General features: G+C 70.9%; 16 protein-coding genes. 10 read left to right on the top strand and 6 right to left on the bottom strand.

The window, feature by feature from the left end; genetic code table 11:
• Positions 1-325: 325 nt before the first annotated feature.
• Positions 326-1,873 (top strand): glycosyltransferase family protein, encoded by a 1,548-nt coding sequence (locus GFH48_RS19495; RefSeq protein WP_153289485.1) that lies wholly within the window; start codon positions 326-328, stop codon positions 1,871-1,873.
• Between the two features lie 61 nt (positions 1,874-1,934).
• Here GFH48_RS19495 and GFH48_RS19490 read toward each other — a convergent pair whose 3' ends face one another.
• Positions 1,935-2,753, bottom strand: coding sequence for a L,D-transpeptidase family protein (locus tag GFH48_RS19490; RefSeq protein WP_153289484.1), 819 nt, complete (start codon positions 2,751-2,753; stop codon positions 1,935-1,937).
• A 354-nt stretch (positions 2,754-3,107) separates the two neighbouring features.
• On the opposite strand from GFH48_RS19490, the gene GFH48_RS19485 reads away from it, so the two are divergent.
• The 5 genes from GFH48_RS19485 to GFH48_RS19465 all read left to right on the top strand — a co-directional run bounded on the left by GFH48_RS19485 (position 3,108) and on the right by GFH48_RS19465 (position 8,542).
• Positions 3,108-4,766, top strand: a complete 1,659-nt coding sequence (locus GFH48_RS19485; RefSeq protein WP_153289483.1) for a molybdopterin-dependent oxidoreductase — start codon at positions 3,108-3,110, stop codon at positions 4,764-4,766.
• 148 nt (positions 4,767-4,914) lie between these two features.
• Positions 4,915-5,577 carry a fasciclin domain-containing protein gene (locus tag GFH48_RS19480; protein ID WP_153289482.1) on the top strand — a complete coding sequence of 221 codons (663 nt, stop codon included), beginning with the start codon at positions 4,915-4,917 and terminating at the stop codon, positions 5,575-5,577.
• Positions 5,578-5,782: 205 nt separating this feature from the next.
• The gene (locus tag GFH48_RS19475; RefSeq protein ID WP_153289481.1) at positions 5,783-6,367 is read left to right on the top strand and encodes a sigma-70 family RNA polymerase sigma factor; all 585 of its coding nucleotides are present in this window, start codon (positions 5,783-5,785) and stop codon (positions 6,365-6,367) included.
• Positions 6,364-7,110, top strand: coding sequence for an anti-sigma factor (locus tag GFH48_RS19470; RefSeq protein ID WP_153289480.1), 747 nt, complete (start codon positions 6,364-6,366; stop codon positions 7,108-7,110). Before GFH48_RS19475 ends, GFH48_RS19470 begins: the two co-directional genes overlap by 4 nt.
• A 400-nt stretch (positions 7,111-7,510) precedes the next feature.
• Positions 7,511-8,542 (top strand): chitinase, encoded by a 1,032-nt coding sequence (locus tag GFH48_RS19465; RefSeq protein ID WP_322746993.1) that lies wholly within the window; start codon positions 7,511-7,513, stop codon positions 8,540-8,542.
• 205 nt (positions 8,543-8,747) lie between these two features.
• Here the strand turns inward: GFH48_RS19465 and GFH48_RS19460 are convergent, their stop codons facing one another.
• From GFH48_RS19460 to GFH48_RS19445, 4 genes are all read right to left on the bottom strand, one after another.
• Complete coding sequence (locus GFH48_RS19460; protein ID WP_153289478.1) at positions 8,748-9,743, bottom strand: NAD-dependent epimerase/dehydratase family protein; 996 nt, start codon at positions 9,741-9,743, stop codon at positions 8,748-8,750.
• Positions 9,744-10,136: 393 nt separating this feature from the next.
• Positions 10,137-10,907 (bottom strand): polysaccharide deacetylase family protein, encoded by a 771-nt coding sequence (locus tag GFH48_RS19455; protein ID WP_153289477.1) that lies wholly within the window; start codon positions 10,905-10,907, stop codon positions 10,137-10,139.
• Between the two features lie 247 nt (positions 10,908-11,154).
• Positions 11,155-11,613 carry a hypothetical protein gene (locus tag GFH48_RS19450; protein ID WP_153289476.1) on the bottom strand — a complete coding sequence of 153 codons (459 nt, stop codon included), beginning with the start codon at positions 11,611-11,613 and terminating at the stop codon, positions 11,155-11,157.
• 113 nt (positions 11,614-11,726) lie between these two features.
• Complete coding sequence (locus GFH48_RS19445; RefSeq protein ID WP_153289475.1) at positions 11,727-13,988, bottom strand: protein kinase domain-containing protein; 2,262 nt, start codon at positions 13,986-13,988, stop codon at positions 11,727-11,729.
• Positions 13,989-14,601: 613 nt separating this feature from the next.
• Here GFH48_RS19445 and GFH48_RS19440 point away from each other — a divergent pair.
• Complete coding sequence (locus GFH48_RS19440; RefSeq protein WP_153289474.1) at positions 14,602-16,557, top strand: YncE family protein; 1,956 nt, start codon at positions 14,602-14,604, stop codon at positions 16,555-16,557.
• A 711-nt stretch (positions 16,558-17,268) separates the two neighbouring features.
• Here GFH48_RS19440 and GFH48_RS19435 read toward each other — a convergent pair.
• A complete protein-coding gene (locus GFH48_RS19435; protein ID WP_153289473.1) occupies positions 17,269-17,790 on the bottom strand; it encodes a hypothetical protein in 522 nt (173 codons plus the stop codon).
• Positions 17,791-17,903: 113 nt separating this feature from the next.
• Here GFH48_RS19435 and GFH48_RS19430 point away from each other — a divergent pair, with 113 nt between their 5' ends.
• From GFH48_RS19430 to GFH48_RS19420, 3 genes are all read left to right on the top strand, one after another.
• Positions 17,904-18,293 (top strand): hypothetical protein, encoded by a 390-nt coding sequence (locus tag GFH48_RS19430; RefSeq protein WP_153289472.1) that lies wholly within the window; start codon positions 17,904-17,906, stop codon positions 18,291-18,293.
• A gap of 3 nt (positions 18,294-18,296) precedes the next feature.
• On the top strand, positions 18,297-23,051 hold the full coding sequence (locus GFH48_RS19425; RefSeq protein ID WP_153289471.1) for a caspase family protein: 4,755 nt from the start codon (positions 18,297-18,299) through the stop codon (positions 23,049-23,051).
• A 566-nt stretch (positions 23,052-23,617) separates the two neighbouring features.
• Positions 23,618-25,789, top strand: coding sequence for an FG-GAP repeat domain-containing protein (locus GFH48_RS19420; protein ID WP_153289470.1), 2,172 nt, complete (start codon positions 23,618-23,620; stop codon positions 25,787-25,789).
• Positions 25,790-26,059: the final 270 nt, after the last annotated feature.

Here is a 26,059-nt window from a genome sequence, read left to right as displayed (position 1 = left end):
CCCATGGAACGCGCCGACAGGGCGGCGGGGCCACGGTGTTGGCCTGCACCTGACGCGGGGACGACAGTTCCTGACACTCGCGACACGGCTCTGAAGCGGGTGCCGGAGAGGTGCGGGGCGCGCGGCGTGTGCGGCGTGCGCGAGGGGCGCGCATTTATCCGCGCAACCACCCGTATGTCGCGAAACGGCAACAGGACCTTCCGAGGCCGCGCCGTTGTTGAAGCCTGGGGCGGGTAACGAGGGGGAAATGTGAATATCTTGTTCGCGGTCGGACTGATCATCGCGGGCGGGCCGGCCCACCGCCGCGCCGCAGGGAAGAAGCGGCATGCCGACTGAGTCATGGCCCGTCCTGCTGGCGGTGTCCGTCCTGCTGTGCACGGCTCTCGCCGCCCTTCCGACGGGCAGCAGACATAAACGCGCCGCGCCGGGACGCGTGGTGGCGGTCGTCTCCGCGCGCGTCGGCGGGGCTCCTGACGGAGGCGATCGGACGACAGGCGCGACGGGTGCGCCGGGCGCGAGGGGCGCGGGGGGTCCGGGAGACGGCGTCGGGAGTGCCGCCGAGGGTCTGTACGCGACCGTCCGCTCCCTGACCGGCCAGTCCCGCCCGGTCGACGCCGTCCATGTCGTCGACAGCGGATCCGCCGCCCCCGTCGTTCCCCTCGGCCATCCCTCGGTCACCTGGCACCGGCTGCCCGGGGTCGGCAGACGCGCGGCCCGCGCCGCGGTGGTCCGTGAACTGCGCGCCGGAGGGGAGCGGTTCGACTACCTCCTGACCGTGGACGCCGGCTGCGAGGTCCACAAGGACGCGGTGTGGCAGATGCTGCGCGTCCTGAACGACCCCCGCGTCCAGGCCTGCACCGGAACCGTTCTCACCCGGGACCGCCACGCGAGTCTCACGGCCCGTCTGTCGGACCTGAGACTGTTCGTCCTGTGCGTGCTCGGCCGCGGGCTGCGCTCCGCGGTGGGAGCGGCCCGTCCGGCCCCGGGCGGCCTCTCGCTGTACCGGGCGCCGGTGCTGTCCGACCATCTGGAGCACTACGTGGCCTCGGGCGACGGCGGGGGCGACGACGACCGGCAACTGTGCGGCTACGCCCGCGCGCGCGGCCGGGTGATCTCCGTGCCACGCGCCTATGTCACCGCCGACGCGCCCGGCACCCTCGGCGACACCTACCGGCAGCAGGTGCGCCGGGCCAGGGCGGTCCGGCGCCTGGTCCCCTGGGAACTCCTCGCGCTGCCGGCGTCCGCCAGGACGGCCCGGCTGATCGAGCTGGGCGCCGGGGCCCTGCTGCCCCTGCTGTCCCTCGGCCTGCTGGCCGACGTCCGGCGCACCGGCTCCGTGACCCTCCCGCTCCACGCCCTGGCGGGCGTCGGGGTGTTCACGCTGGCCGAAGCGCTGCTGTACGCGGTCCTGCGGCCCGGCCTGAGCCGTACGGAACGGCTGACGGCTCCGCTGCTGGCCCCGCTGCACGCCGCGATGATGTTCTTCGTGGTCCACCCGGCGACGTACCGGTCCCTCATCGGGAGCGTCGGGAGATTCGGGAGCCGTCCCACGGGCCGGCGCACCCGCGAAGCGCCCGCCACCGTACCGGGAAGCCCGGCCCCGGACCTGCCGCACCCCCCGGACATGCCGGACCGGCCGAACCCCCCGGACCGGCCGAACCCACCCAACCCGCACGGGAGTTCCGGCACCCCGAGCACCCCTGGCACTCCGGAAACCCCGGGATCTTCACAGACCCGGCGGCCCCCGGACCCCCCGCGCCCCACGCCGCCCCCGCGCCCCACGCCGCCCCCGGGTCCGGCGAAACTCCTCGACCCCTTGACCGAGAAGACGCTGGAAACGCCGCTGAGAACCCGCACCGCGCGCCCCGGCTGACTCGGGGCCGGGGGAGACATCCTCTTGGCGGACGGACCGGTCGGCGTCCGGCGCCCCGGTGTCAGCGGGTGAGGGAGGCGGCGTCCCCCATGACCACCACGGGATGCTCGGCGGGGTCGAGGGTGAGCAGGAGTTCCTTCATGTGCCCCTGGGCGAGACTGACACAGCCGTGCGTCGGGCCGCCGTGGTCGACGTGCAGCCAGATGCCGCCGCCGCGGCCCGCGCCGAGCGGGCGCGTCCAGTCGCGGGGCGAAGTGCCCGGCTCGCGGTTGTAGTTGATCGCGACGACGTAGTCGAAGGAGCCGGAGAGCGGTTCGCCCTCGAAGCCGGTGCCGGTGACGCTGAAGCCTCCCGAGCGGTCGTAGGGCAGCTTGCTGCCGGGGTCGGCCAGCAGCCCTCCGGCGTCGGTGAGGGCGAACACGCCTGTGGGAGACCGGAGATCGCCGGCGTGGTGGTCGTCCGTCCAGCCCCTGAGCGCGTTGTGGGCCGGCCACGCGGCTCCCGGTTCCCAGCCCGCGTCCGTACGCCGGTACAGGGTCACCTCCGACACCGGGGAGTTCCTGCCGCGGCCGGTGACCAGGACGACCTGCCGCGCCTTCCCGGGTATGGCGGCCAGCGTGCGGGGGCCGAGGCCCGGCAGCCGAGCCGCGTCGGCACCGGCGGGGGCTCCGGCGCCCGCGGACGGCCGCGACGGCCGGGCCTGGGTCGTGCCCGCCGCGCCCGACGTGGCAGCCGGGGCATCCGTGCCGGCGGCCGACGACCCCGCGCCGCCCGTGGATCCGGTCCCGCCCCCGCATCCGGTGAGGGCGACGGACAGGACCAGGACCACCGCGGACAGCGCCGGGCGGACACCGCCCGTGCGGTTGATGGAGAAAGACATGATCAACATCCTGGCCGGGACATGTGAGGAAGTGGTCAGCAGGCCGAAGAAGCTGGTCCCGCCTCCCGCCTCCCGCGTCCGTACGCCGTCGCGAGGGTCTCCGGCCGCCGCGACGTCCGGATGTGACGCCCCGTCCGTCTCCGCCCCGCGCTTTTTCCGGTGAATCCCGTGGCTCCGTCACGGCCCTTTCGCGGTTTTTTCGCGTCCCTTCCATATTTCGTCCGGTGGAGCCTTCGGAGTGTTTTCGCGGCTCTTTATTCGAAGCGGAAGGCGGCGCGGATTGGTCGGGGACGAAAATTCCTCCGATGTGGTGAGTGACCAATCCGCGGCACTGTTCTGCTTCGGATTCCGGCCGTGAGACAAGAACCGAGTACGTCGAGGCGCGGCATCCGGTGGGTGCGGCGGGCGCGGGCCGCGCTGAGCGGGCTGCTGGCCGGCTACGCGGCGCTGGCGTTTGCCGAGCTGGTGTCCGCGTTCGTACGGCCGCAGGCCGGACCGGTCGTGGCCGTCGGGTCGGCGGCGATCGACCGGACCCCGGCGCCCTTGAAGGACTGGGCGATCCGGCATTTCGGCACGGACGACAAACTCGTTCTCCAACTCGGAATTCTCGCGGCGCTCGCCGTCCTGGCGATCCTGCTCGGTCTTCTCGCTCTCGCCCACCGCAGGACCGGAGCCGCCGGAGTGCTCGTATTCGGTGTCGTGGGCGCGGCGGCCGCGCTCAGCCGCCCGGACTCCACGAGCGCGGCCGACGCCCTGCCGTCCGTGGCGGGCGCGTTGGCCGGCGGGCTGCTGCTGCACTGGCTCGCCGGCCGTTCGGCCGCCACCGGGCCTCTCGACGCCGCGCCGGTCGTCCGGCCGGGCGGGGACCGTCCCGTGGCGGCCGACGACACCGTCGGCCCGGCCGCCACGCCGAGGGAACCCGGCTGGGACCGGCGCGGCTTCCTGGTGGCGGCCACCGCGGCCGCGGCGGCGTCGACCGGCGCCGGAGCACTGGGGCGCTCGCTGAACGGCAGCCGCGGCCGCGACGCGGTGGCCTCCCGCGCCAACGTGGTCCTGCCGGCGCCGGGGTCCCCGGCCACCCCGGCCCCCGGGGGCGCGCGGCTGCGGATCCCCGGGGTCAGCCCGTTCATGACGCCGACCGAGGACTTCTACCGGGTCGACACGGCCCTGGTCGTGCCCAAGGTCGACGCCACCACCTGGCGGCTGCGCATCCACGGCAAGGGAGTGACCCGTCCGGTGTCGCTCTCCTTCGACGACCTGCTGCGCCGTGAACTGGTCGAGCGCGACATCACGCTGACCTGCGTCTCCAACGAGGTCGGCGGCCCCTACGTGGGCAACGCGCGCTGGATCGGGGTGCGGCTCGCCGATCTGCTCGCCGAGTGCGGGGTGACACCCCCTTCCAAGGGCGGTCCGGCCGATCAGCTGGTGGCCCGCTCGGTCGACGGCATGACGATCGGAAGCCCCGTCGACGACGTGATGGACGGCCGCGACGCGCTGCTCGCCGTCGGCATGAACGGCCGGCCGCTCCCCTTCGAACACGGTTTCCCGGTCCGCATGGTGGTGCCCGGCCTCTACGGCTACGTGTCCGCCTGCAAGTGGATCCAGGACATCGAGCTCACCACCTTCGACGCCTACGACCCGTACTGGGTGAAGCGGGACTGGGCGCGCAGGGCACCGGTCAAGACCCAGTCCCGCATCGACACCCCCAAGCCGTTCGCCCGCCCCCGGGCGGGCACGGTGATGGTCGCCGGTGTCGCCTGGGCTCAGCACCGCGGTGTCCGCGAGGTGGAGGTGCGCGTCGACGACGGGCCCTGGCAGCGGGCCCACCTGGCCGCCGAGGACACCGTCGACACCTGGCGGCAGTGGTCCTTCCCCTGGCAGGCGGACAAGGGCGGTCACACGCTGACCGTCCGCGCCACCGACGGCACCGGTCAGGTGCAGACCGCGCGGCGCGCCCGGACCATCCCGGACGGTGCCAGCGGCCGGCACTCGGTGGTGGTGACCGTCGACTGAGCGACCCGAGCGGCACCCGGCGGAGCCCCCCACCGCACCCGCGCGGAAGCACCGGCGCGCTCCACCCGCCCGAACACCTCTCGTTTCCCCTTCCGAAATTTCCCCCCGTGAACGCGGCTTCCCTGTCGCGTCGTCCTAGGAGAACTCCATGAACACCCGTTTCCGCCGTACCGCCCTCACCGTCGCCGCGGCCGCGGTCCTGCCGCTGGCCCTGAGCGCCTGCTCCGACAACGGCAAGGACAGCGCCTCCTCCGACAAGGGGAAGTCCTCGGCCGCCGCGAGCGACACCGCCACCGACAGCGCCACCACCGGCTCCGGGGACATGGCAGGCGCCGACCAGCCCTTCGGCCCGGGTTGTGCCACGGTGCCGAAGAACGGCGCGGGCTCCTTCGACGGCATGGCCAAGGACCCGGTGGCGACCGCCGCGTCCAACAACCCGGCCCTGTCCACGCTGGTCACCGCGGTGAAGAAGGCCGGCCTGGTCGACACCCTCAACACCGCCCAGGACATCACGGTGTTCGCGCCCACCAACGACGCCTTCGCGAAGATCCCGAAGGCCACCCTGGACAAGGTCCTGGCCGACAAGGCGCAGCTGACGAAGATCCTCACGTACCACGTCGTGGGCCAGAAGCTCGCTCCCAAGGACCTGGAGAGCGGCTCCTACGCCACGCTGGAGAAGTCCAAGCTGGCCACCGCGGGTTCGGGCGAGTCCTACACGGTCGACGACGCCTCCAAGGTCGTCTGCGGCAACGTCAAGACCGCCAACGCCAACGTGTACATCGTCGACACCGTGCTGATGCCGAAGAGCTGACGCCGGAGCGCCGGCGCCGGTCCTCCGGCGCCGGCGGGCCGATGCCGGAGAGCTGATGCCAGAGAACCGATGCCGGTGATCCGATGCCGGAGAGCGGCTGACGCCGCGCCACGACTCCCGTGACGGGGAGGAGCAGGAGGGTGGCCGGGCCGGACGCCGGCCCGGCCACCCGTCCGCGTTCCCGCGTGTTCCGAAGGATGGCCAAGTGAAAGAAGCCGTGTACATCGGGAGCGACCCGTCCCGGCGTCCCGATCTGGAAGCGCTGGTGCGGTCCGTGGCCTGCGGCGACGAACAGGCCTTCGCCGGCCTCTACGACGCCGTCGCCGGCCCGGTGCTGGGCGTGGTGCGCGCGGTGCTGCGCGACCTGGCCCAGTCCGAGGAGGTCACCCAGGACGTCCTGATCGAGGTGTGGCGCACCGCGCCCCGCTTCGAGGCGGCGCGCGGCTCCGCCATCAACTGGGTGCTCACGCTGGCCCATCGCCGTGCCGTGGACCGGGTCCGCTCCGCCGAGGCCACGGCCGCCCGGGACCACCGGGCGGCGCTGCTCGACCGGCTGCCCGAGTACGACGAGGTGACCGAACAGGTCGAGATCCGGCTCGAACGCGAGCAGGTCCGCCGCTGTCTGCGCACGCTCACGGAACTGCAACGCCAGTCCGTGACGCTCGCCTATTACCGGGGACTGACCTACCGCGAGGTGGCCGCCCGACTGTCCGTGCCGCTGGGGACGGTCAAGACCCGTCTGCGCGACGGTCTCATCCGACTGCGTGACTGCCTGGGAGTGAGCGCATGACGACCACCGCCGACCTGCACACCCTGACCGGTGCGTACGCCCTCCACGCCCTCCCGGAAGAGGAGCGCGCCGAGTTCGAGGAACACCTCGCCGACTGCGCGGCCTGCTCCGACGAGGTGGGCGAACTGGCGGCCGCCGCGGTCAGGATGGGACTCGCCGTCTCCGCTCCGCCGCATCCCGCGATGAAGGCCCGGATCATGGCCCGTGTCCCGGCCGTCCGGCAGGACGTTCCGCGGGTACGCGTGCCCGCTCCGTCCCGTGCGCTCACCCGGCGGCTCGGACGGTGGACGCTGGCCGCCTGCGTCGCCGCCGCGGCGGGGCTCGCCGGCACCACGGTCTGGCAGCACACCCGGGCCGACGACGCGGGGCGGCGGGCGAGCGTGTCCCGGCAGCGGGCGGACGATCTCGCGGCGGTCCTCTCGGCGCCCGACGTGAAATCCCGCCACGTGCGCCTCCCGGACGGGGCGGCCGGCACGCTCCTCGTCTCCAGGAGCCGTGACCAGGCGGCCTTCGTGGCCTCCGGGATGGCGGTGCCGCCCCGCGGCAAGGTGTACCAACTCTGGTTCGACGAGTCCGGGACCATGCGGCCGGCCGGGCTGATGGACTCCGAACGGACCACGCAGGCCGTGCTGTTGGACGGCTCACCCGGCGGTGCCTCCGCCGTGGGGATCACGGTGGAACCGGACGGCGGCTCGGCCGGCCCGACGTCGACGCCGGTCGCCCTCATGGAGTTGCCCGTCTGAGTACGGGTGTGGGTGTGGGCGCGGGGTGCGGGCGCGGGATGTGGGTACGGGCTCGGGCTTGGGTACGGGCTTGGACTTGGGTACGGGCTCGGGCCGCCGCAGCGGCCGGGGTGCCGTCCTGTGCGGCTCGCGGCATCGACCCCGCGGTTCGTGGCACGGCTCCCGCGGTCCGGAGCATCACCCCAGCGATTTGGGTCAGTTCACCGTAAAGAACCTTGACAGTCGATTGGTCTAGTCCAACGATGGTCGCTGTTCGCCCCTGGTCCAGCGGGAGCCCTCCGGCGCGCACCGGCCCGGCAGGCCTCCCGCGGTGATGCCCTTCCGCTGTTCCCGCCCGCCTCTTTCCACCATGGGAGCGTCAATGAGACGACCTGGTCCGCTTCGCACCTTGCTGTCCTGCATGACCGTGACCGCCCTGTCGGCCGGACTGGTCGCTCTCGGCGGCGGCGGCGCGCTGGCCGCGGCACCGGCCCACCCGCACGCGCCGAAGCCGCTCCCCGCGCATGTGGCGGCACCCTACTTCGAGGCGTGGACCGGCGAGAGCCCGGCCGCGCTCGCCGCCGCGTCGGGCAACAAGTACCTCACGATGGCCTTCCTCCAGACGGACGCGCCGGGCTCGTGCACCGCGTACTGGAACGGCGCCACCGCCCAGCCGATCGACAAGGCGACCTTCGGCGCGGACATCGCGCGGATACAGGCCCGCGGCGGCAACGTCATCCCGTCCTTCGGCGGCTACAGCGCCGACACCACCAGCACCGAACTCGCCGACAGCTGCACCAGCGTCGACGCCATCGCCAAGGTGTACGAGAGCCTGGTCACGACGTACGGCATCACGCGGATCGACCTCGACATCGAGGCCGACTCGATCAACAACACCGCCGGCGTCGACCGCCGCAACAAGGCCATCGCCAAGGTCCAGCGCTGGGCCGAACGCACGCGCCACCACGTGCAGTTCTCCTACACGCTGCCCACCTTCGCCAACGGTCTCGCGCCCAGCGGGGTGGCCCTGCTGCGCAACGCCGTCGACAACGGCGCCCGCGTGGACGTCGTCAACATCATGACCTTCGACTACTGGGACGGTGCCACCCACGACATGGCGGCCGACACCAGGACCGCCGCGACCGGGCTGCACGACCAACTGGCCGCGCTGCACCCGGAGAAGTCCCCGGCGAAGCTGTGGAACACCATCGGTGTCACCGTGATGCCCGGCATCGACGACTTCGGCCCCGAGGAGACCTTCACCGCCCAGGACGCCGTCACGGTCGAGAAGTGGGCCGCGGCCAGGGGCATCAACACCCTCTCCTTCTGGGCCCTCCAGCGCGACAACGGCGGCTGCGTGGGCACCGCGGGCGCCAACTCCTGCTCCGGGATCGCCCAGGACACCTGGGACTTCAGCCACACCTTCGAACGGTTCACGCACGGCGCCCACTGACGCTTCGGGGCACGGCGTGCGCCGCCGACGACCGGCGGCGCACGGAGGACGCCGACGAGTCGCGGACGGCGTTCGCCGTGCGGCTCGGGGAGGCGGCCGCGGTGCCGTCGGGGCCCGCCCGGAATCCGGACGGGCCCCGACGGCGTGCTGCCCCGTTCCACCCCTGTGCTGCCCCGCTCCACTCCTGTGCGGCCCGGCCCCGCCGTCACTCCCCGCGAAGCTTCGCCGTGGCGAACTCCCGCATCCCCTCCTCGAACCCGATCTCGGCCTTCCAGCCCAGTTCGGCGCGGAGACGGGAGGAGTCCGCCGTGATGTGGCGTACGTCGCCCAGGCGGTACTCGCCGGTCACCACGGGCTCGGGCCCGCCGTACGCGTCGGCCAGCGCCCGTGCCATCGCGCCGACCGTGTGGGGCTCCCCGCTGCCGGTGTTGTACGCCGTCAGCGCGCCGCCCCGGAGCTCGGCCGTGAGCGCGGCCACGTTGGCCGCCGCCACGTCCCGTACGTGCACGAAGTCCCGCCGCTGTCCCCCGTCCTCGAAGACGCTCGGCGCCCGCCCGTGGGCGAGGGCGGACCGGAAGAAGGAGGCGACGCCCGCGTACGGGGTGTCGCGCGGCATACCGGGTCCGTACACGTTGTGGTAGCGCAGCGACACCGCCGAGCCGCCCGTGGCCCGGGCCCAGGCCGCCGCCAGGTGCTCCTGGGCCAGTTTGGTCGTCGCGTACACGTTGCGGGGGTCGGCCGGCGCGTCCTCGCCGACCAGTCCCGGCGTCAGCTCCTCGCCGCACCGCGGGCACCGGGGCTCGAACCGTCCCGCGTCCAGATCGGCCACCGCCCGGGGGCCCGGCCGCACCACCCCGTGCCCCTCGCACGCGTAGCGTCCCTCCCCGTACACCACCATCGACCCGGCGAGCACGAGCCGCCGCACTCCCGCCTCCACCATGGCGGCCAGCAGCACCGCCGTACCGAGGTCGTTGCGCGACACGTACTCCACGGCGTCACCGAACCCCGTGCCCAGCCCGACCATCGCCGCCTGGTGGCACACGGCGTCCACATCCGTCAGCGCGGACGCCACCGCCGTGGCGTCGCGCACGTCCAGGCCGTCGCGCAGGTCGAACACGACAGGCTCGTGCCCGTGTTCCGCCAGCGCCTCCACGACATGGGACCCGATGAACCCGGCACCGCCGGTGACCAGTACACGCATGCCGGGCACGCTAGGCCCCGGACCCGCGCCGTCACAGCGCCACGCCGGTCATGTCACCGCACCGTAAGACCTCACCCGGGCCCGGCGGACGAGGTGTGGCGGCGGGCTCAGGGCCGCACGGGCGGGCTCCGGCGGCTGGACGTGTCCGGCCTGCCGGACGGCAGCACAGCCGGTCGGTCGGCCGGCCCGGAGACGGCGTCGCCCCGGCCGGTGAGCGGCGGGACGAACTGGTCGAGCGGGGCGCCGGCGGCGTTCACCGGTCGGACGGCCCCGGTGACGGTCCGGCGGGATGGCCTCGGCGAGGGTCCGATGGCGGGCGACCACGTCCGCTCGGGACGTCGGCCTGCTCGCCTGGTGCGGACACCGGCAGCCGTCGTGCGGTGACTCGGTGGTTCAGCGCACGGGGAAGCCGAAGGAGTAGCCCTGGTCCTTGAGCCAGGGCAGGACGCGGCGCAGGGCCGCGACGGTCTGGGAACGGTCGCCGCCCGCGTCGTGGAAGAGGAGCGTCGGCCCGTTGGGGAGTTCCTGCTGGACGGTGGCGACGATGGTGTCCGTGCCCGGCCGCTCGAAGTCCTTGGTGTCCACGTTCCAGCCCAGCGGGCGCATCCCCCGCGAAGCGGCGAGTTTGCGGCTGTCGGGGGTGAACGCGCCGCCGGGGGCCCGGTAGTACATCGGCCGTACACCACCGGACGCCTTGGTGATCATGCGTTCGGCGTCGAGGATCTGCTGCGAGCGGTAGGCCGGGGACTTCTTGTCCATGGAGGTGTCGTGCGACACCGTGTGGTCGCACAGCCGGTGTCCGTCCGCGACCACCTTCTTCACGAGGTCCGGGTGGGCCTGCGCCTGCGTCCCCACCATGCAGAACGTGGCCTTCACCCCGTACTCCCGCAGCACGTCCAGCACTTGGGGCGTCCACTCGGGGTCGGGGCCGTCGTCGACGGTGATGTTGACGCCGCGCGCCCCCTTGTCCGAGGCGTGCGCGATGGTGATCGCGACCGGTTTGACGGCACTGCCCGGCTTGGCCGGCGCGGTCGCCTTCGGCGAGGCGTTCACGGCGTCGGCCTGCGCGGTCCACAGCGAGGCGCCGACGGCGAGCACCGTCACTCCGAGCGCCGCCCCGACCACTTTGCCGTACCAGCCCCGCCCACCGCTGTGCCGTGCCATGTCCGCCCCGCTTCCACGCAGTTCGCCGTCGGTCCCCGGTCACCTCGCGACCACATGGCAGGACGACGAACGGAGGCCACGGGATGCGTCCGTTACTGATCACGGACAAATCCGGGGGAGTTCACGGACAACTCGGCGGCCAGGGACCGGAACCGGGGGACCGGAACCGGCCGGAACCACCCGGGCGACCTGGGGCGAGGTGTCCTCCACCGGAAACGCCGTCCCCCGGGCGTCCGCGCGGCCGTTCCTAGCCCGGGGGCGGCTGGGCGACGACGATCCGCCAGATCACCGAACCGGCCGCTGAGAACTTCCACGCCAGTTCGCGCATGTGGGCGTGCGGTATCTCGGCGGTGAACACGCCGCTCCCGTCACCGCACTGGGAGCCGGCGAGAGACTTTCCGGCGGCGGTGATGTCGAATCCGGAGGTGCCGGCGCATGTCCACATCACGGTGACGGACGAGGCTTTCCCCGCCGACGCGGGAAGCGTGACACCGCCCGCACCGTGACCCGATCCCGTGTACAGCGTCTTCGACCCCACGGGGAGCGGAGACCGGACCGGATCGGGAAGGCGGTCCGGACGCGTCGGGATCCGCACCACAGAGGTGGTCGCGCCGTGGGGCGCGGTCGCCCGGGGGTGAGCGCCACCGGAACAGGCCGACACGAGCACGAGGGCCGACAGGCCTGCTGCCGTAAGGGAAAGCTTCATCGATCGTCCTCGACTCACGAGTGGGCGACGGCATGGGGCGAAGGACACCGGGCGTCCGCCGGCCCCGTGACGCGAGACGCGGCTGACCGAGTCGTGGCGGTCGCCCCGGCCGGTCAGGTGGATCCGTCCGGGCTCCGGGAGAAGGCCGTGTCGCCGGCCAGCGCCACGATCGCGTCCTTGACGATCAGCACGCGTGGCGGACAGCTCTGCGCCTTGTCCCCGGGGTCGTCCAGCGCGGAGGTGCGCCAGGCCTCCGCGCCGGTGCGGCTGTCGAGTGCCAGCAGACGGCCGAAGCGGTTGGAGAAATAGACCCGCTTGTACGTCGCCGACACCGCGGGCGCGGACAGGCTCTCCACGTCCGTCACCTTCTGCCAGAGTTGCCTGCCGCTGTCCGCCGACACCGCGGTGACCGAGCCGTCGGACCGGACGAAGTAGACGACGCCGTCCACCAGGGTGGCCGCGCCGGTCAGCGGATGTGCCAGGGGTGTCCGTCGAACCTGCCCGGTTTCCGGGTCCACCCGCAACAGCGCGTTGTACGGCCGCTCGTACCCGGATTCGTACACGTCCTTGGCGGTCTGGGGGGCGAGGAACAGGGGCTGACCGCCGACGGTGCCGAGCGCCTGCGCCTTCTTGGGCAGTGTGGCGGTCTCCGCAAGGCTGCCGGGTCCGAGGCTCATCAGCTTGATCGGGGCCTGGCCGGGCTCGGTGCCCTTCGAGCACAGGGCGTGGGGGACGCCTCCCAGCACCGACGGAGTGCAGTACTCGCGCCGCGAGGGCGCCTGCCACAGTTCCCTGCCGGAAGGGCCGTAGGCCACGAACGACGAGTAGTCGGGAGACAGGGTCAGCAACCCGCCGTCGTACAGGACCGCGTCCTCGGACTTGCTGATGTCGCGTTGCCAGCGCCGGTGTCCGGTGGCGGCGTCGAGGGCCAGCACGCGCCTGGTGCTGTCGTCCGGATCCTCGTACACGTAGACCAGCCCGTCGCGAACGCCGATCGGCTGCACCCCCTGAGGGCGGGTGCCGGTCCGCCACAGGGCTCGGCCCGAGGCCGCGTCGATCCTGGCGGCCGTGAAGCCCGTACCGCCGCAGAACAGGGCGCTTCCCTCCGCCACACATCCGGGGCTGCCGTAGTCGAGGGGAACGCCCTTCACGTCGTACCGCAGCTGCTTCCGCCACGGCCGCCAGCCGGCGGGCAGCGACGCGGCACGGGCGGTGGCGTCGGAGACGGCGGCCGGGGAGGCGCTGGGGGTGTCCCGGACGGAGGCGAAGACACTCACCCCGACACCCAGCCCCGCGACGGCCAGCGCCACGCCGAGACCGATGAACAGCGTCCGGGCTCGACGTCGCTTGCCTGTGCCTGTGTCCGTGCCTGTGCCTGTGTCCGTGCCTGTGCCCGGGCCTGCGCTCGTGCCCGGGCCTGTGCCCGTGGCAGGGTCGCTGCCGGTGCTGCCGGTGCTGCCGGTGCCGGTCGCGGCGCTCGCCGAGCTGGTGGTGGCGGCCGCGCTCCGAGGGCGGGGGCGGTCCTGGGATCTCGCGGACGGGGTCTTCGGCGACCCGGTGGCGTCGGATTCCGGCAGCGCCCGGAGCATGCGGTGGATGTCGGTCAGTTCCGGCCGCGCGGCCGGTTCCTTGTCGAGGCAGCCCTCGACGATGCCCAGGAGCGCTTCGGGCACCCCGTCGAGGTCCGGGGTCCCGAACACCACCTGATAGCCGGTTATGTACGGGCTGCCGGTGTCGAACGGTCCCGTGCCGACGGCCGCGAACACCAGCAGTGACCCCAGCGAGAACACGTCCGAGGCCGGGGTGACGTCCCGGGGGGAGGCCAGCTGTTCCGGCGACATGAAGGGCGGGGTGCCGATCATCCGCCCGGTCGTGGTGAGGTGCTGGTTGTCCGAGGCGCGCGATATGCCGAAGTCGATGACCCGCGGCCCGTCCTCGGTCATCAGGACGTTGCCCGGTTTGAGGTCCCGGTGCACGAGACCGACCCGGTGGATGTCGCGCAGCGCCTCGGTGAGCCCCAGCCCCAGCGAGCGCAGTTCCCGCTGGCTCAACGGGCCGTCCTTCAGCACGACTTCGGCGAGATTGAGCGCCGGCACGTAGAGCGTCGCCATCCACGGCCGGTCGGCGTCCGGGTCGGCGTCCACGACGGGAGCGGTGAAGGCTCCGCTGACCCGGCGCGCTGCCCTGATCTCCTGCCGGAAGCGTGTCCGGAACTCCTCTTCCTGGGCGTACGGCCCGTGTACGAGCTTGACCGCGACCCGCCGTCCCGAGGCGGAGACTCCCAGATAGACGACTCCCATGCCGCCCGTCCCGAGCCGGCCGAGGAGGGTGTAGCCGCCTATGGACTCCGGGTCCCCGGTACTCAGGGGCGTCATCGCCGATCACCCTTCCCAACGCCTGCCTGGCTCACGGGGATCAGCGTAGGGCCTGCCGTCCCGGAAGCGGAGCCGCACATGTCCCGCGTCGGCGCGTCCGGCGCCGGGGCGTGCGCCGGCCGTCCGTCCGGAGAGGCTCAACTCCGCGCCTCCCACACCGAATGCGCGGCCGGTGTCGCGGCCGATGCCGACGCAGGAGTCGATGCCGGAGCCGAGCCGATGCCGGAGCCGAGCCGAGCCGATGACGGAGCCGAGCCGAGCCGATGACGATGCCGGACTCGCAGAGCAGGACTGGTGCCCTTCTTGTTCCGGCTCATTCCGGTTCAGCCCGGCTGCTTCCGGCTATCCAGGCGTCGGCCGATCCCCCGCCGGAGGCATTGTCCTGACGGGATCCGCTCCATCCGGGCGATCGCCTCATCGCCGTCGACCGCATCCCCCCGTAGGTGCGCGACGGCAGGAACGAAGGGGCCCATGTGCTGCGGTTTTCCGGTTCCGGTTTCCCGTGGCATCACCTAGTCTTCGCTCACTTGCCACACGCGGTACACGGTTTTCACACACCGGACGTACGGATGGCACCCACTCTCACTCACCTTCATTCCGGGGGTTCGACACTGTGCGTCTGCGCACTCTTCCGGTCGCCGCAGCTCTTGCGGCCCTGTTCGGCTCGGCGGTGCTCGCCGTACCGGCCTCCGCCGACTCCAGCCGGCCCATAGCGCTGTTCGGAGCGAAGGACACCGTGGTGGACGATGCCCACCGGCAGGTCTTCATCAGCGACGCGTACAACAACCAGATCGTCGTCACCGACCTCACCGGGAAGGTCGTCAAGACACTCGCCGGCCTGCCCCAGGTCGCCGACCTGGAGCTGAGCCCGGACTCCGGCACGCTGTACGCCGCGCTCCAGGGCGCCGACAAGATCGTCGCCATCGACACCGGGCGGCTCGCGCGGACCGCCGAGTACCCGACGGGCGACGGAACGACCCCCTCCAGCGTCGTCTACGCCGACGGCAGGCTGTGGTTCGGCTACGGCGACCAGTGGGACTCCGGGCTCGGCGAGGTCGACCTGACCGCCGAGACGCCCACGGTGACCCTCGACCTGGCGGCCGGCCACGACTTCGCGAGCCCCCCGGTGCTCTACGCCGACGCCGACAACCCGGGCACGCTGCTCGCCCTCGACGCGGGGATCAGCTCGGGACCGATCATCGTCTACGACATCTCCTCGGGCACCCCGGCGATCCGCGTCTCCGCCGAGAAGGGCGGCACGTACGACGACGCGGCCCTGACCCCGGACGGCCGGAACGTCGTCGTCGCGGGCCCCGGGAACCGGGCGCTCACCGAGTACCGCCTCTCCGACCTGTCCGAGGTACGCACGTTCCCGACCGTCTCGGAACCGGAGACGGTCACCATCGCCCCGGACGGTACGGTCGCGGCCACCGTCCTCGACACCGACAATGTCGGCGACACCCTTGTCTTCAGCAACGACCCCGCCCGGCCGACCAGCGTCCGCAACCTGTCGCGCGACTGGATGCCCTGGGGCGGACACTCCACCAGCTGGTCGGCCGACGGCTCGACGCTGTACGTGCTGACCGGGAACAACGACGCCATGCAGTTCCAGACCGTCGACGCGCCCCGCGAGTACGCCTCGACCCTGACGGTCGACGCCCCGACGAAGGCCACCCGCGCCGCTTCCCTCACCGTGAAGGGCAAGCTGACCGCGAACCTGGCGCTGCCCGCGGGCACCCCGCTCCACGTCACCCGCACCGACCTGGAGTCGCCGAGCGGCAAGTCCCTCGGCACCAAGTACCTGGGCGCCGGCGGCGCGTACTCCTTCACGGACACCCCGCCGGCCGGCGGCACGGTGAAGTACACGGTGACGTACGCCGGTGACACCACGCACACCGCGGCGACGGCCACGGACACCGTCGACGTCTCGCGCACCACGCCCACGCTGACGCTGAACAACAACGGCAAGGCGTACGACTACGCGCAGTCCGTCACCTTCACGGCGCACCTCGGTACGACGTACAAGAACCGCACGGTCGAGATCTGGGCCAACCCGTACGGCGCCGACAAGCCCAACACCCGGGTGAAGTCCGGCACGGTCAACGCGAGCGGCAACCTGTCCGTCACCCTCACCCTGACGCGCAAGACCGAGCTCACGGCGAAGTTCGCGGGCGACGCGCGCTACGCGCCGAAGACGACGACCGGTACGGTCGGCGCCGGGGTGAAGGTGTCCACGGCGCTCGGCGGCTCCTACAAGACGCTGTACACGTGGAACCACACGTACTACTACTTCCACCAGTCCAAGGACCCGGTCGTCACGACCACGATGACGGCGTACCAGGGCCGCAAGCAGCTGCTGCAGATCCAGGTGTACTCCGGCGGCGTCTGGCAGACGACGGTGAAGAAGTACTTCGCGCTCGACTCCGCGGGCAAGTCCGTGGTCACGCTCACGGGCACCCCGCCCACCGGCCAGCGCTTCCGAGTCCGCGACTCGTACGTCAGCGGCTCGGGCGACAGCGTGAACACGACGACGTACGGCGCCTGGAAGTACTTCACCTTCACCCACTGAGGCCCCCGCACCGGCAGCCGGACCGGCACCCCCGAGAACCAGCCTGATCACCACGGTCGGCGTCAGGCTGTTTCCGGGCTGCCTGGCGACCGGCCACGGAGAACACGGCTCCGGCAAGAACCCCCGGGTCATCGACCCGGGGGTTTCGCGTGGAGCGGGGGACGAGAACCGAACTCGCGGTCCCCGCTCGGGAAGCTTCGGCGCTTGGGTGGGTCCCAATGCCTTGGCCTGCGTGGATGACTTCTCTCTAAGGCGTTTGTGGGGGTCGTATGGGACAACTGTTGACCGAGAACGTCCGCTCTGGAGGGCACGCTGCGGGCGCGGCGTTGTACAGCACAGCGCATGACGTGCGTAGTGGAGCACGCTTGTGCGCCGGTCTCGGGCAACACCTCTTCGAGGGCCTGCCCGACTCGTGGCGCCGTCGGCTACATCGGGTGAAGTGTTCCGGTAGTAGGGCGCTGTCGACGCCTGAGCCCGCAGTTTCGAGGGACTCGGCAGCGAATAGGACCGCGTGGCCCGAGTAGGCGACGGCACCTGTCGTGGTTGGTCGTGGACGCGGTCGGGGAGCAACGCGTCGTAGGCCGGCGGCGTGGCCGGCCTACGACGCCGGCCCGGGCCGATGATCCCGTATCTGTTCTTCGCCAACGCACGGAACCCGTCTCGCAAGGAGCGGGACGGCTTTGTGTCTCGGGCGTCGGGCCAACCCTTGCACTAGTCGTTCCCCACAGCGCCGTTCCCACCGCTGGGAAGCCACCTCGGAGTGCGGTGCCATCGGTCGTACACAACGATTCCTGAGGACAGCTCCACTCCGACGCGCACTCGGGGTCCTCCAGTTTCGAGGACGGTCAGGTCCGTGTCGTTCAGCGCAACGTGCCATTGCGCTCCATCGAAGGCGTCGGCCTTCTTGGTGGCCTCGGAAGAGAGCGCGGGGTGCCACATGTGTCCGTACACCCGCGGCCGTCCGGACAGTGCGCCGCGGAGCCGTTTCCAGCGGCTGTCCCGGAACTGCACCTCTGCCTTGGAGAGTTGGACTGGCGTCTGTCCGTGGTTGCGGATTCGGATGACAAGGTGACAGCTGCGGTCGCCCGTCCTGACGACGGTCACGACTCCGAAGGACGCTTTCACCCTCAGCCGCGGCCTGCCCCTCCGGTACGTTGCGAACGAGATGCCCATGCTGACGGCGGTGAAGGCCGCGCTCGCCCCCGCGATGGTCCGGGCGACGTTGTCTGCCATGCGCCAAGCCTGCCGTACCCGGCGGGTGTTGGCGTGCCGATTCTCCTCATCTGCATGTTCACCGACGGAGGCGGTGGTATTTTCCCTGTCCCGGTATCTCTTGGGGGTAATCGGTGGAAAGCATCAGAACCAGGGCCGAGGTCAGGATCGAGGCCGCCAGCCAGCAGTACGCCCGCACGGACCCCGCCTTCCTTGAGCAGGTCCTGGAGCTCCGTACGGATCTGTCACGTGCCGGGGTCGAAGTGCTCGACGGTGACGGAGCGGGGAAGAAGGGCATCGGCGAGATCGAGCCCGTTGTCCAGGCAGTGGTATTCGGCGGACCGGGGCTGGTCGCTCTGTGCGGCGTGGCGAAAGTCTGGCTGCGACAACGCGGCCACCGGGTGCTGCGCATCACGGTCCGCGACAGCGTTGGGGATGAGCATGTCGTCCTCGCCGAGGGGAAGAACGTCTCCGATGAGATGTTGTTGGCCTTCTCCAGAGACGTAGGCAAGCGACTGGGGTGATCGGTGGTCGGGGAGTACCGCGCGCTGCTGATCGGCGTGCACCAATACTGTGAGGACAGCGATTTCGGGCTGCTCAAAGGTCCGCCGAACGATCTGCGCGAAATGGACCGTGTGCTACGGGACCCGGTGAGCGGGCTCTTCACCGTCAAGGGCCGGCTGCTGAACCCGAAGACCGGAGACCTGCGCATCGGGGTGCAGAAGTTCCTCGACGGCGCGAGTCGCGATGACCACCTGCTCCTTTACTACAGCGGCCATGGAGAGACGAGCTCCAGGAAGAGGCAGTTGTGCCTCACCTCCGCTGAGAGCAGCAGGGCGACGCTGGACTCCTCGGGCCTGTCGTTCGACGAGTGCTACGAGTGGATCACCGACTCGCCAGCCAGGTCCGTCACGGTGATTCTGGACTGCTGCCGGTCCGGCGTCGCCGTCAAGAGCGGCGGACCTGACTTTGGCGAGGTCGAAGCACTGTTCTCCGGCGAGGAGGAGCCGCAGTCCAAGACGGTGAAGGTCCTCGCGGCCGGAACGGGCTATCAGACCACCGCCGATGCGGACAGCGACGACGGGACGAGCCCGTTCACAGCGCGGTTGATCGCGGCACTAACAGACTCCGCCCAGGCCGACGAACTGGGTTTGGTCTCCTTCGACAGTGTCGTTGCTGCGATGAAAGCCACCCAGAACGACTCGACTCCCCGCTTGCAGGCCTGGGGTACGCATCAGGATGGCGGCGGACCGTACTTGGCCCAGAGGGCCGGACACGCACGTCACGCCATGGAGCAGGCGGGGCTCAAGGAAATGGCCTTCTCCCGGCGGGGCGGCGCCGAGTATGACGGTCGTACCGTGCACGTAAGGGTCGCTCAAGTCGAGCGGATCGCGATGCAGCTCGCGGACCGTAGCCCGACGACCATGTTCGTCAGCGGCCCCCTGGGAACCGGGAAGACCTGGATTCTTTGTGACGTCATTGACCGGCTCACCGACGAGGATTGGGAGATCCGGACCTTCCTGCCGTCACGCGAGCCCGAGGACGCCCACAAGCTGCTCACCGCTCTCCGGACGTATGCCGCACAACTGCGCGCATCCACGGACAAGTTGTGCCTCGTGGTCATCGACGGCATCGAGTGGAGCGACATTTGGGCCGAGTTCGTTATTGGCCTGCAGGACCTGACGGAGCGCGACGACCTCGGCGTCGGAGTGCTGGCTTCGCTCGAGATCCAGCGCGGTCAAATTCAGCCCGATCACGAGCACAAGTCATGGCAGGTCAGCGGTGACAGGCTAGTCCAACCGGTCGTGGCGCGCAGCGCCACCGAGTTCATCGCCGAGGTTCTGTCGGCCGCTTGGAACCCGCACGTCGCCGATTGGAGCGCCGACCGGCTGAACCGAGCCCGGAACTCTCTCCAGGAGCTGATCGGTACGGACCTGTGGGCCGCCACCAGGCTGGGCCCGCTGTGGCATGCCTCCGATGCAGAGGAGCAGGTGATCCGGGCGGTGTGGGAAGAGCGCCTGGGACCCGTAAGTCCGGCGCAGAGCGCGGCGTTGCGCAAGGTGGCGGCGTTGGGCAGGTTCAACCTCTGGTGCCCGCTGGCGGACGCGCTGAACGCCGGCGACGCGCTGGTCCGGCTTGGCCCCGAGTTCAGTGAGAGAAACGAAGCGGTGCGGCTGAACAGCGGTTTCCTCTGCCGCGCGATCCTCGCCCGGCGCGAGAGCGGTGGCCGGGTGTCGTACTCCTACGAGCGGCGAGCCGCCGACCCGGTGGCTCGGCAGGTCATCACTCAGCACCTGAGTGCCATGCTCCTCGCCTCTCACCGACAGAAGGACGTGATCACCACCCTGAGCCGGCTGCGCTACGACCGGCGAGTGTTTACCGACGTGGTGCGGAAGCTCAGCCAGGGGTCGGCGAGACGGCCGAGTGCCTGGGACACGTGGGCGGAGGGCTGGGAGGACCTGGCACCCGTCGTGCACATCCTCTCGTACCTGCGCACGGCTCTGCCGCCGGCCCAGGCCGGCGAGTTGGGCGACCGGCTCTGCCAGCACGTCGTGGACCAGGCGCACGACGACCTCCCACTACCCGTAGTGGTCGCGGCGCTGGAACTGCTGCGAGATATCAACCGAGGCCGACGTCGGCCCGCGGCATTCACCGAGGCCCGGGACCGCCTGACGGACATCGCGGAGCGGCAGCTCGCCGAACACCGATGGCCAGCGGCCCTCCGGCGAAGGCTCTTGCGCCTTCTCCGGCAGATGAAGTGGTTGACCGAAGAGAACATTGAGCGCGTTGGACCGCTGTTGCTGCGCCCCGCCAGCCCGTCCGTGCCGGAGGACCTCAAGATTGTTTTCGACTTCGTCAGGACGGTCTCACGGGGACGGACCACCGACGCCCTGCGAGCCGCTCTGGCCACTTGGGACGTGGTGACCGAAGACCTTGTACGCGCACCGGAGGAGGGCAACAAGCCGAGCGGACCGGAGCGGCTGGCGGTACGAGGGATCCTTGCGCGCTACGTCTACGACGACGAGTTCGCCGACGACCTCCTTCGGCAACTCATGGTTGCACTGCGCAAGGCGACCGCGTGGCAACTCAACGAGACACTCGTGGCCAGCGCCCGGTTGGACAAGCGCTTCGCCGCGGACATCGTTGGACGACTCGACGTCGACACGTGGTCTACGGGCGTCTACAGGAACGCTCCGCCCATCGCGGTGGCCAAGTTGCTGAGTACTCTCGGCAATATCAGAGCCGACATCGCGGTACGGACGCTGTACCGGGCGGACGGCACCGCAGACACGGCGCTGGCGGACGAGCTGGCCGCCCCCATGCGTGACGACGGCGACGCGGTGAGCGCGAGCATGCTGTTGAAAGCGGCAGTCAGGTGCGAGGAGCAGCGCGGACTTCTCGAGGGCGGGTTCGCCCAATACCTCAGCCACGCGCTCGGCGCGGACTTCCTGGCCGATACCTTGGCGCACAACACCCGGCTGACGATCGTCAATCATCTGGTAGAAGGCTACGCAAAAGCCCGAACGCCCCTTATTGAGTCAGTTCGAGACGAGGCCCTCTGCGTTGTAGAGGACCAGATCGAGCACTCTGGTTCGGAGGTCGGTCCGCGGCTTGCCCTGATCCTGTCGGATGAGGACGCGCTCGGGCAGTCGTTCGTCACGGAACTGATCACCCGTGGGGTGATCCGCCGCTCGACGATTCTGGCCAGAATGCTTCACATCCACAATCCCGGCGCGCTCGCCGCGTTCCATGAACTCGGCGTGGCGCTGTTCCCCGGGATCGAGACGGACTTTGTCAACGGAGTCGAGGCATCCGGACATTCCTGGACCCAGACGCGGATGTTCGACAACCTCGCGGACGAGGGCAACGTCATCCTCGCGCTTCGCGCCGCACGGTCGGTCGCTGCGACGCTCGTGCTGAGTGGCCGTCATGACGCGGGCGGTGTCATCCTCGACGCCTATCAGCGCGCCTATCAGACCGGGCACCCCGGGCAAGAGTGGTCACGCCGCGTGCTCGAAGCCGACGACATCGAACTCGCCGAAGGGATCCGCCTCCTACGCTCGCTGCGTGCTGCCGACGCTCGGCGGGTCACCGAGGAGAACTTGTTCCGCCTGTCGCAGGCCGTGCGACGCAGCTCCCCGAGAGTTCTCGCCGATCTGCTTGCCGCCGTCGCCGAAGTGTCGTCAGAGGCGGGTGAACGGCTTCTCGCGATGTGTCAGGAGGCGGAGCTGCTCAACGACGCGTTCGATGATCTCATCGTGGATGGTGACCTGTTCTCCCAGGCAGCGTCGCTGTACGGTCTGACAACCGTCGAGGACCGTCTGTACACGCGGGTGGTGCCAACCGAGATGGCCGAGCGGTTCCACCAGGACTGGACGCTCCAGATCCAGGTGATCAACAATCCCGGGCTCGTCCAGACTCTGATGCGGGTTGCCGGTAACTCCGGACCTGGTGCCGCGCTGTCTGTGGTGCGTGTTGTCAACATCGGTTCCCTCCGGCGACGCCTGGAGCGACGCAACAGGGGGGACGCTGGAGGTTTCACACAACTCATATGCATTTTGGCAGAACTGGCCCCGCACCTGCTCTCCGATCTCGTCGACCTCGACGACGCACGGTGGCTGATGTGGGAGGCGCCGATGAATCTCCTGGGAGGGTTGGCGGAGTCTCTAGCCGCTGCGGGAGTGGCGACCGAGGCTGACATTTCGGGCATGTTGGCATTGCGGCTGAACGTCGCCTCGGAGAAGGTTCCGAGGCGACAACTCAGTGGGTACTTGCTCGGGGCCGGCTGGGCGGCGTGGACCGTGGCCAGACTCGGCGGGCGACTGCGGCTGGACCATATGTTCAGTATGTGGACGGCGAACTCGGTGGTTCCGCAGCACCTGCTGTGGGCGCTGGCGTGGTTCGAACAGGATGCGTGGATGCAGCCGTTGATGAACGAGGCCTTCGAGGCATTGTCTCGGCGGGACGGGCCGCCGGAGTCGCCTGGGGCGGCGGCCGCGATCCTCACGGTGTGCGAGGCGCTGGACCGGGAACCTCCGCGGTACGACAGCGCGGACTCGCTGGCGTCCTGGGGGCACGCCCTGCGTGCCGAGCCTGCCTGGATCCGTGCTCTCCTCGCTTCCGCCCGGCAAGGCGGGCCAGTGCACACTGCCTTGCGGCAGGAATGGGCGCCATGGGGAACGCAACGGCTCCAGGCGAGTCTCCGGTGGCGGGCGCACGACTGGCGCAGCGTGCCGGGGGAGGCGCTGTCCGATCTGCTGCGGCTCACTCGCGATGCGTAGGGACGCAGGATTCCGCGCTGTTCCCCGCTCGGTCTGGTGCGGTTGTGGTGCGGTCCTCGTGTGGCGGTCGCGCTCGACGATCCCCCCGGCGCCCGGAGCCGCGGCCCGAGGATATGACCTGGGTTCATGGCCCGCCCGTGGCCAGGAGCGGCCTTCTGGTCTCGGCTGAACGTCGGCGAACGGTGATGAATGAGACGGAAACCGAGACGGGGTGGCCGAGCCTCGAACCTCGAGGCGGTGTCTGACCCTCATGCCATCACTCTCACGTGCTGGAGATCCCCGGTTGCGAAGGTGGCCCTCTGGTGCAGAGCACTGCGTACCTGGACGATCCGTTGTTCTGGCCCGTGTACCCCGGCTCCTGCTTGTGCGATGAGGATGCACAGCGAGCTGCGTTCGGTGCGGACTGGGACGCAGCAATGGAGCTGTCGCCGGAGCTGCTGTCCCCTGAGCAGGGGAGGGAAACCCCCGCGTGGGCCGATCTTGGCTGATATACGCTGCGCCTGACTTGATCGAACAGATCGGCGAATCCGTGCCACCGGATACGCCTTGCCCGGGGGGGCATTCCCATGACTTCGCAGTTCCGCGCGGTGCTCGGCATCGCGCTCACTCCCGTCCTCGCCCTGGCCGCCGCGGCCCCGGCCGCCGCCCACACCACCGCCGCGGTCGCGGCCACCGGCACCACCGCCACGGCCACCGGCACTGCCTCGGCCGCCGTCGAGACGGGTGCGCCGGGCCCGTGGGGCACCCGCACCACGCACGCCCCGAACCCCGACCCCGTCTCCGCCTCGGGCGGGGTGAGCACCTTGGAGTCGGCCGGGAACGGCGCCCTCGTCTCCCTCACCGGCGACGGGCCCTCCCGTTCCACCCGGATCCGGCCCGCCGGCAGCACCCGCTGGCTCGCCCCGCAGACCTGGCCGGGCGCCGGCGGGTACAACACCGAGCTCGTCTCGCTCGGCGACGGCTCAGTGCGCCTGGTCTGGCGGGCCGAGCGTGCCGACGACCACAACAACTACTGGCTGAAGGTGGCCACCCTCACGCCCGGCGCGACCGCCTTCTCCGAGCCCGAGTACGTCGCCGCGGTCCCCGAGAAGGGCTACCACCACCTGGCGGCGGCCCCCGACGGCCGGCTGGTCGCCGTGTGGTCGGTCTCCGGTGTCGTGAAGGCCGCCGAGAAGGCCGGCCCGCGGGCCGCGTGGACCGCTCCGGCCGACCTCAACGCGCAGCCGCCGTCCGGCAGTCGGAACATTTCCGCCATGGACCTGGCGGTCGCCAAGGACGGCACCGCCCTGCTGGTGTGGCAGTGGCAGGCAAGCAAGGCCGTCGTCGCCCTGGAGAAGGCTCCCGGCGCGTCCGCCTGGACCGCGGTCCAGGGCTTCCCGGTCCCGGGCGTGGACCTGGCGCGCCCGAAGGTGTTCGCCGATCCACAGGGCGGCTTCGACGTGTTCTACGACGACACCGCGCACCTCATGCACACGCGCCGCCCCGTCGGCGCCACGCAGTGGAGCCCCCCGCGGTCGGCTGCCAACTATGGGAGCACGTACGGGATGACGGCGCCCGTCTACCTGCCCGACGGCGACCTCTTCGTCGCCGGCGGGCCCGGCTACTCGACCGGCCCCTGGTACGCGGTGCGCTCGGCGGCCACTGGCGCCTGGCAGCCGTACACGCAGCCCTTCTCCACGCACAAGAAGGTGCGCGCGGTCGACGCGGCCGCCACCTCGGGCGGCACGGTCACGGTGACGTGGCGGGAGGGCTACTCGAGCGAGGAGTACACGATGGCCGCCGTCTTCAAGGGCGGCACCTGGTCCGCCCCGCGGCGGCTGAGCGCGACGAGTGCCCAGTTCACCGGGGTGCCCCTGGTGGCCGCCGACGAGCTCGGCCGGCCCGTCGTGCTGTGGGACGAGTACAAGCGGACCGAGACGAACAGCTTCGTCCTGGACGGCGTCTACCAGGCCACCACCACCAGCCGCGCGCTGCCCAAGTGGCGTGACTACACGGACGACGGCAAGGCCGACCTGTTCGGCCGCAACAGCACCGGGCTGAAGGTGTACGCGGGCGACGCGACGAAGCTGTCCGCGGGGCAGCGCGCGAGCGGCTGGCCGACGGGCACGCTCGTGCTGCCGTTCGGCGACCTCGACGGCGACCGCTGCGACGACGTGTTCGTCCGCTACCCGAACGGCGAGGCCCGCGTCTACCCGACGATCTGCGGCGGACTGCCCGACCAGCAGTCGTTCCACGTCAAGGTCTCCTCGGACTGGAGCGGGTACGACGCGGTCGTCTCGCCCGGCGACATGACGGGCGACGGCCGGGCCGACCTGCTGACCCGGTCCGCCTCGACCGGGAAGCTGTACTTGTACGCGAACAACGGCGCGGGCGGCTTCAAGGCCCGCTCGCTCGCCGGGTCCGGCTTCGGCGGCTACAAGAGGCTGATCGCCGCCGGGGACCTCGACGGCGACGGCAAGAACGACCTGCTGGCCATCGACGCGTCGAACGAGCTGTGGCGGTTCAGGGGGACCGGCGCCGGCACGTTCACGCCCCGGTCGCTGGTCTTCAAGGACTGGGGCACCTCCTACAAGGACGTGGTCGGCGGGCTCGATCTGTCCGGGGACGGCCGGGCCGACCTGATCTCGCTGGACAAGGACGGCCGGGCCTGGCTGAACCGGGGCAACGGCCACGGCGGCTTCGACAACCGGTCGCAGGTCGGCAAGGCCACGAACTGGTCGGACATCCGCATCTCCTGACGGCGCGGATCCGCAGGCCACTCGGGACCACGGGGGTCCCGGGGGTCGGCTTCGTCGCGATGATTTCGGCGCGGGCGCCGGGGATGACACGCGGTCACTGGGCCGATGGTGCGGAACTCATCGACGAGGTGGCACACGACGAGGAGGAGCCGTTCTCCACAGTCGTGGTCACGCCGACACATGGCGGTGAAAGGCCCGCCCCGTGTCGGAGGCGTGGCGGCGCTCGTGGAGCACCTGGCGTCCCGGCGCGGCACCCAGGTCCGCGCTTCG

Source organism: Streptomyces fagopyri (assembly GCF_009498275.1).
Lineage (GTDB): Bacteria > Actinomycetota > Actinomycetes > Streptomycetales > Streptomycetaceae > Streptomyces > Streptomyces fagopyri.
The sequence above is the reverse complement of the archived record's forward strand: the minus strand, read 5'-3'. Positions and strand labels throughout refer to the sequence as shown.

Bases quoted from the DNA above. Each gene is read 5' to 3' on its own strand.
- GFH48_RS19495 (WP_153289485.1), top strand. From the start codon at position 326: ATGCCGACTGAGTCATGGCCCGTCCTGCTGGCGGTGTCCGTCCTGCTG.
- GFH48_RS19490 (WP_153289484.1), bottom strand. From the start codon at position 2,753: ATGTCTTTCTCCATCAACCGCACGGGCGGTGTCCGCCCGGCGCTGTCC.
- GFH48_RS19480 (WP_153289482.1), top strand. From the start codon at position 4,915: ATGAACACCCGTTTCCGCCGTACCGCCCTCACCGTCGCCGCGGCCGCG.
- GFH48_RS19470 (WP_153289480.1), top strand. From the start codon at position 6,364: ATGACGACCACCGCCGACCTGCACACCCTGACCGGTGCGTACGCCCTC.
- GFH48_RS19465 (WP_322746993.1), top strand. From the start codon at position 7,511: ATGACCGTGACCGCCCTGTCGGCCGGACTGGTCGCTCTCGGCGGCGGC.
- GFH48_RS19460 (WP_153289478.1), bottom strand. From the start codon at position 9,743: ATGCGTGTACTGGTCACCGGCGGTGCCGGGTTCATCGGGTCCCATGTC.
- GFH48_RS19455 (WP_153289477.1), bottom strand. From the start codon at position 10,907: ATGGCACGGCACAGCGGTGGGCGGGGCTGGTACGGCAAAGTGGTCGGG.
- GFH48_RS19450 (WP_153289476.1), bottom strand. From the start codon at position 11,613: ATGAAGCTTTCCCTTACGGCAGCAGGCCTGTCGGCCCTCGTGCTCGTG.
- GFH48_RS19445 (WP_153289475.1), bottom strand. From the start codon at position 13,988: ATGACGCCCCTGAGTACCGGGGACCCGGAGTCCATAGGCGGCTACACC.
- GFH48_RS19435 (WP_153289473.1), bottom strand. From the start codon at position 17,790: ATGGCAGACAACGTCGCCCGGACCATCGCGGGGGCGAGCGCGGCCTTC.
- GFH48_RS19420 (WP_153289470.1), top strand. From the start codon at position 23,618: ATGACTTCGCAGTTCCGCGCGGTGCTCGGCATCGCGCTCACTCCCGTC.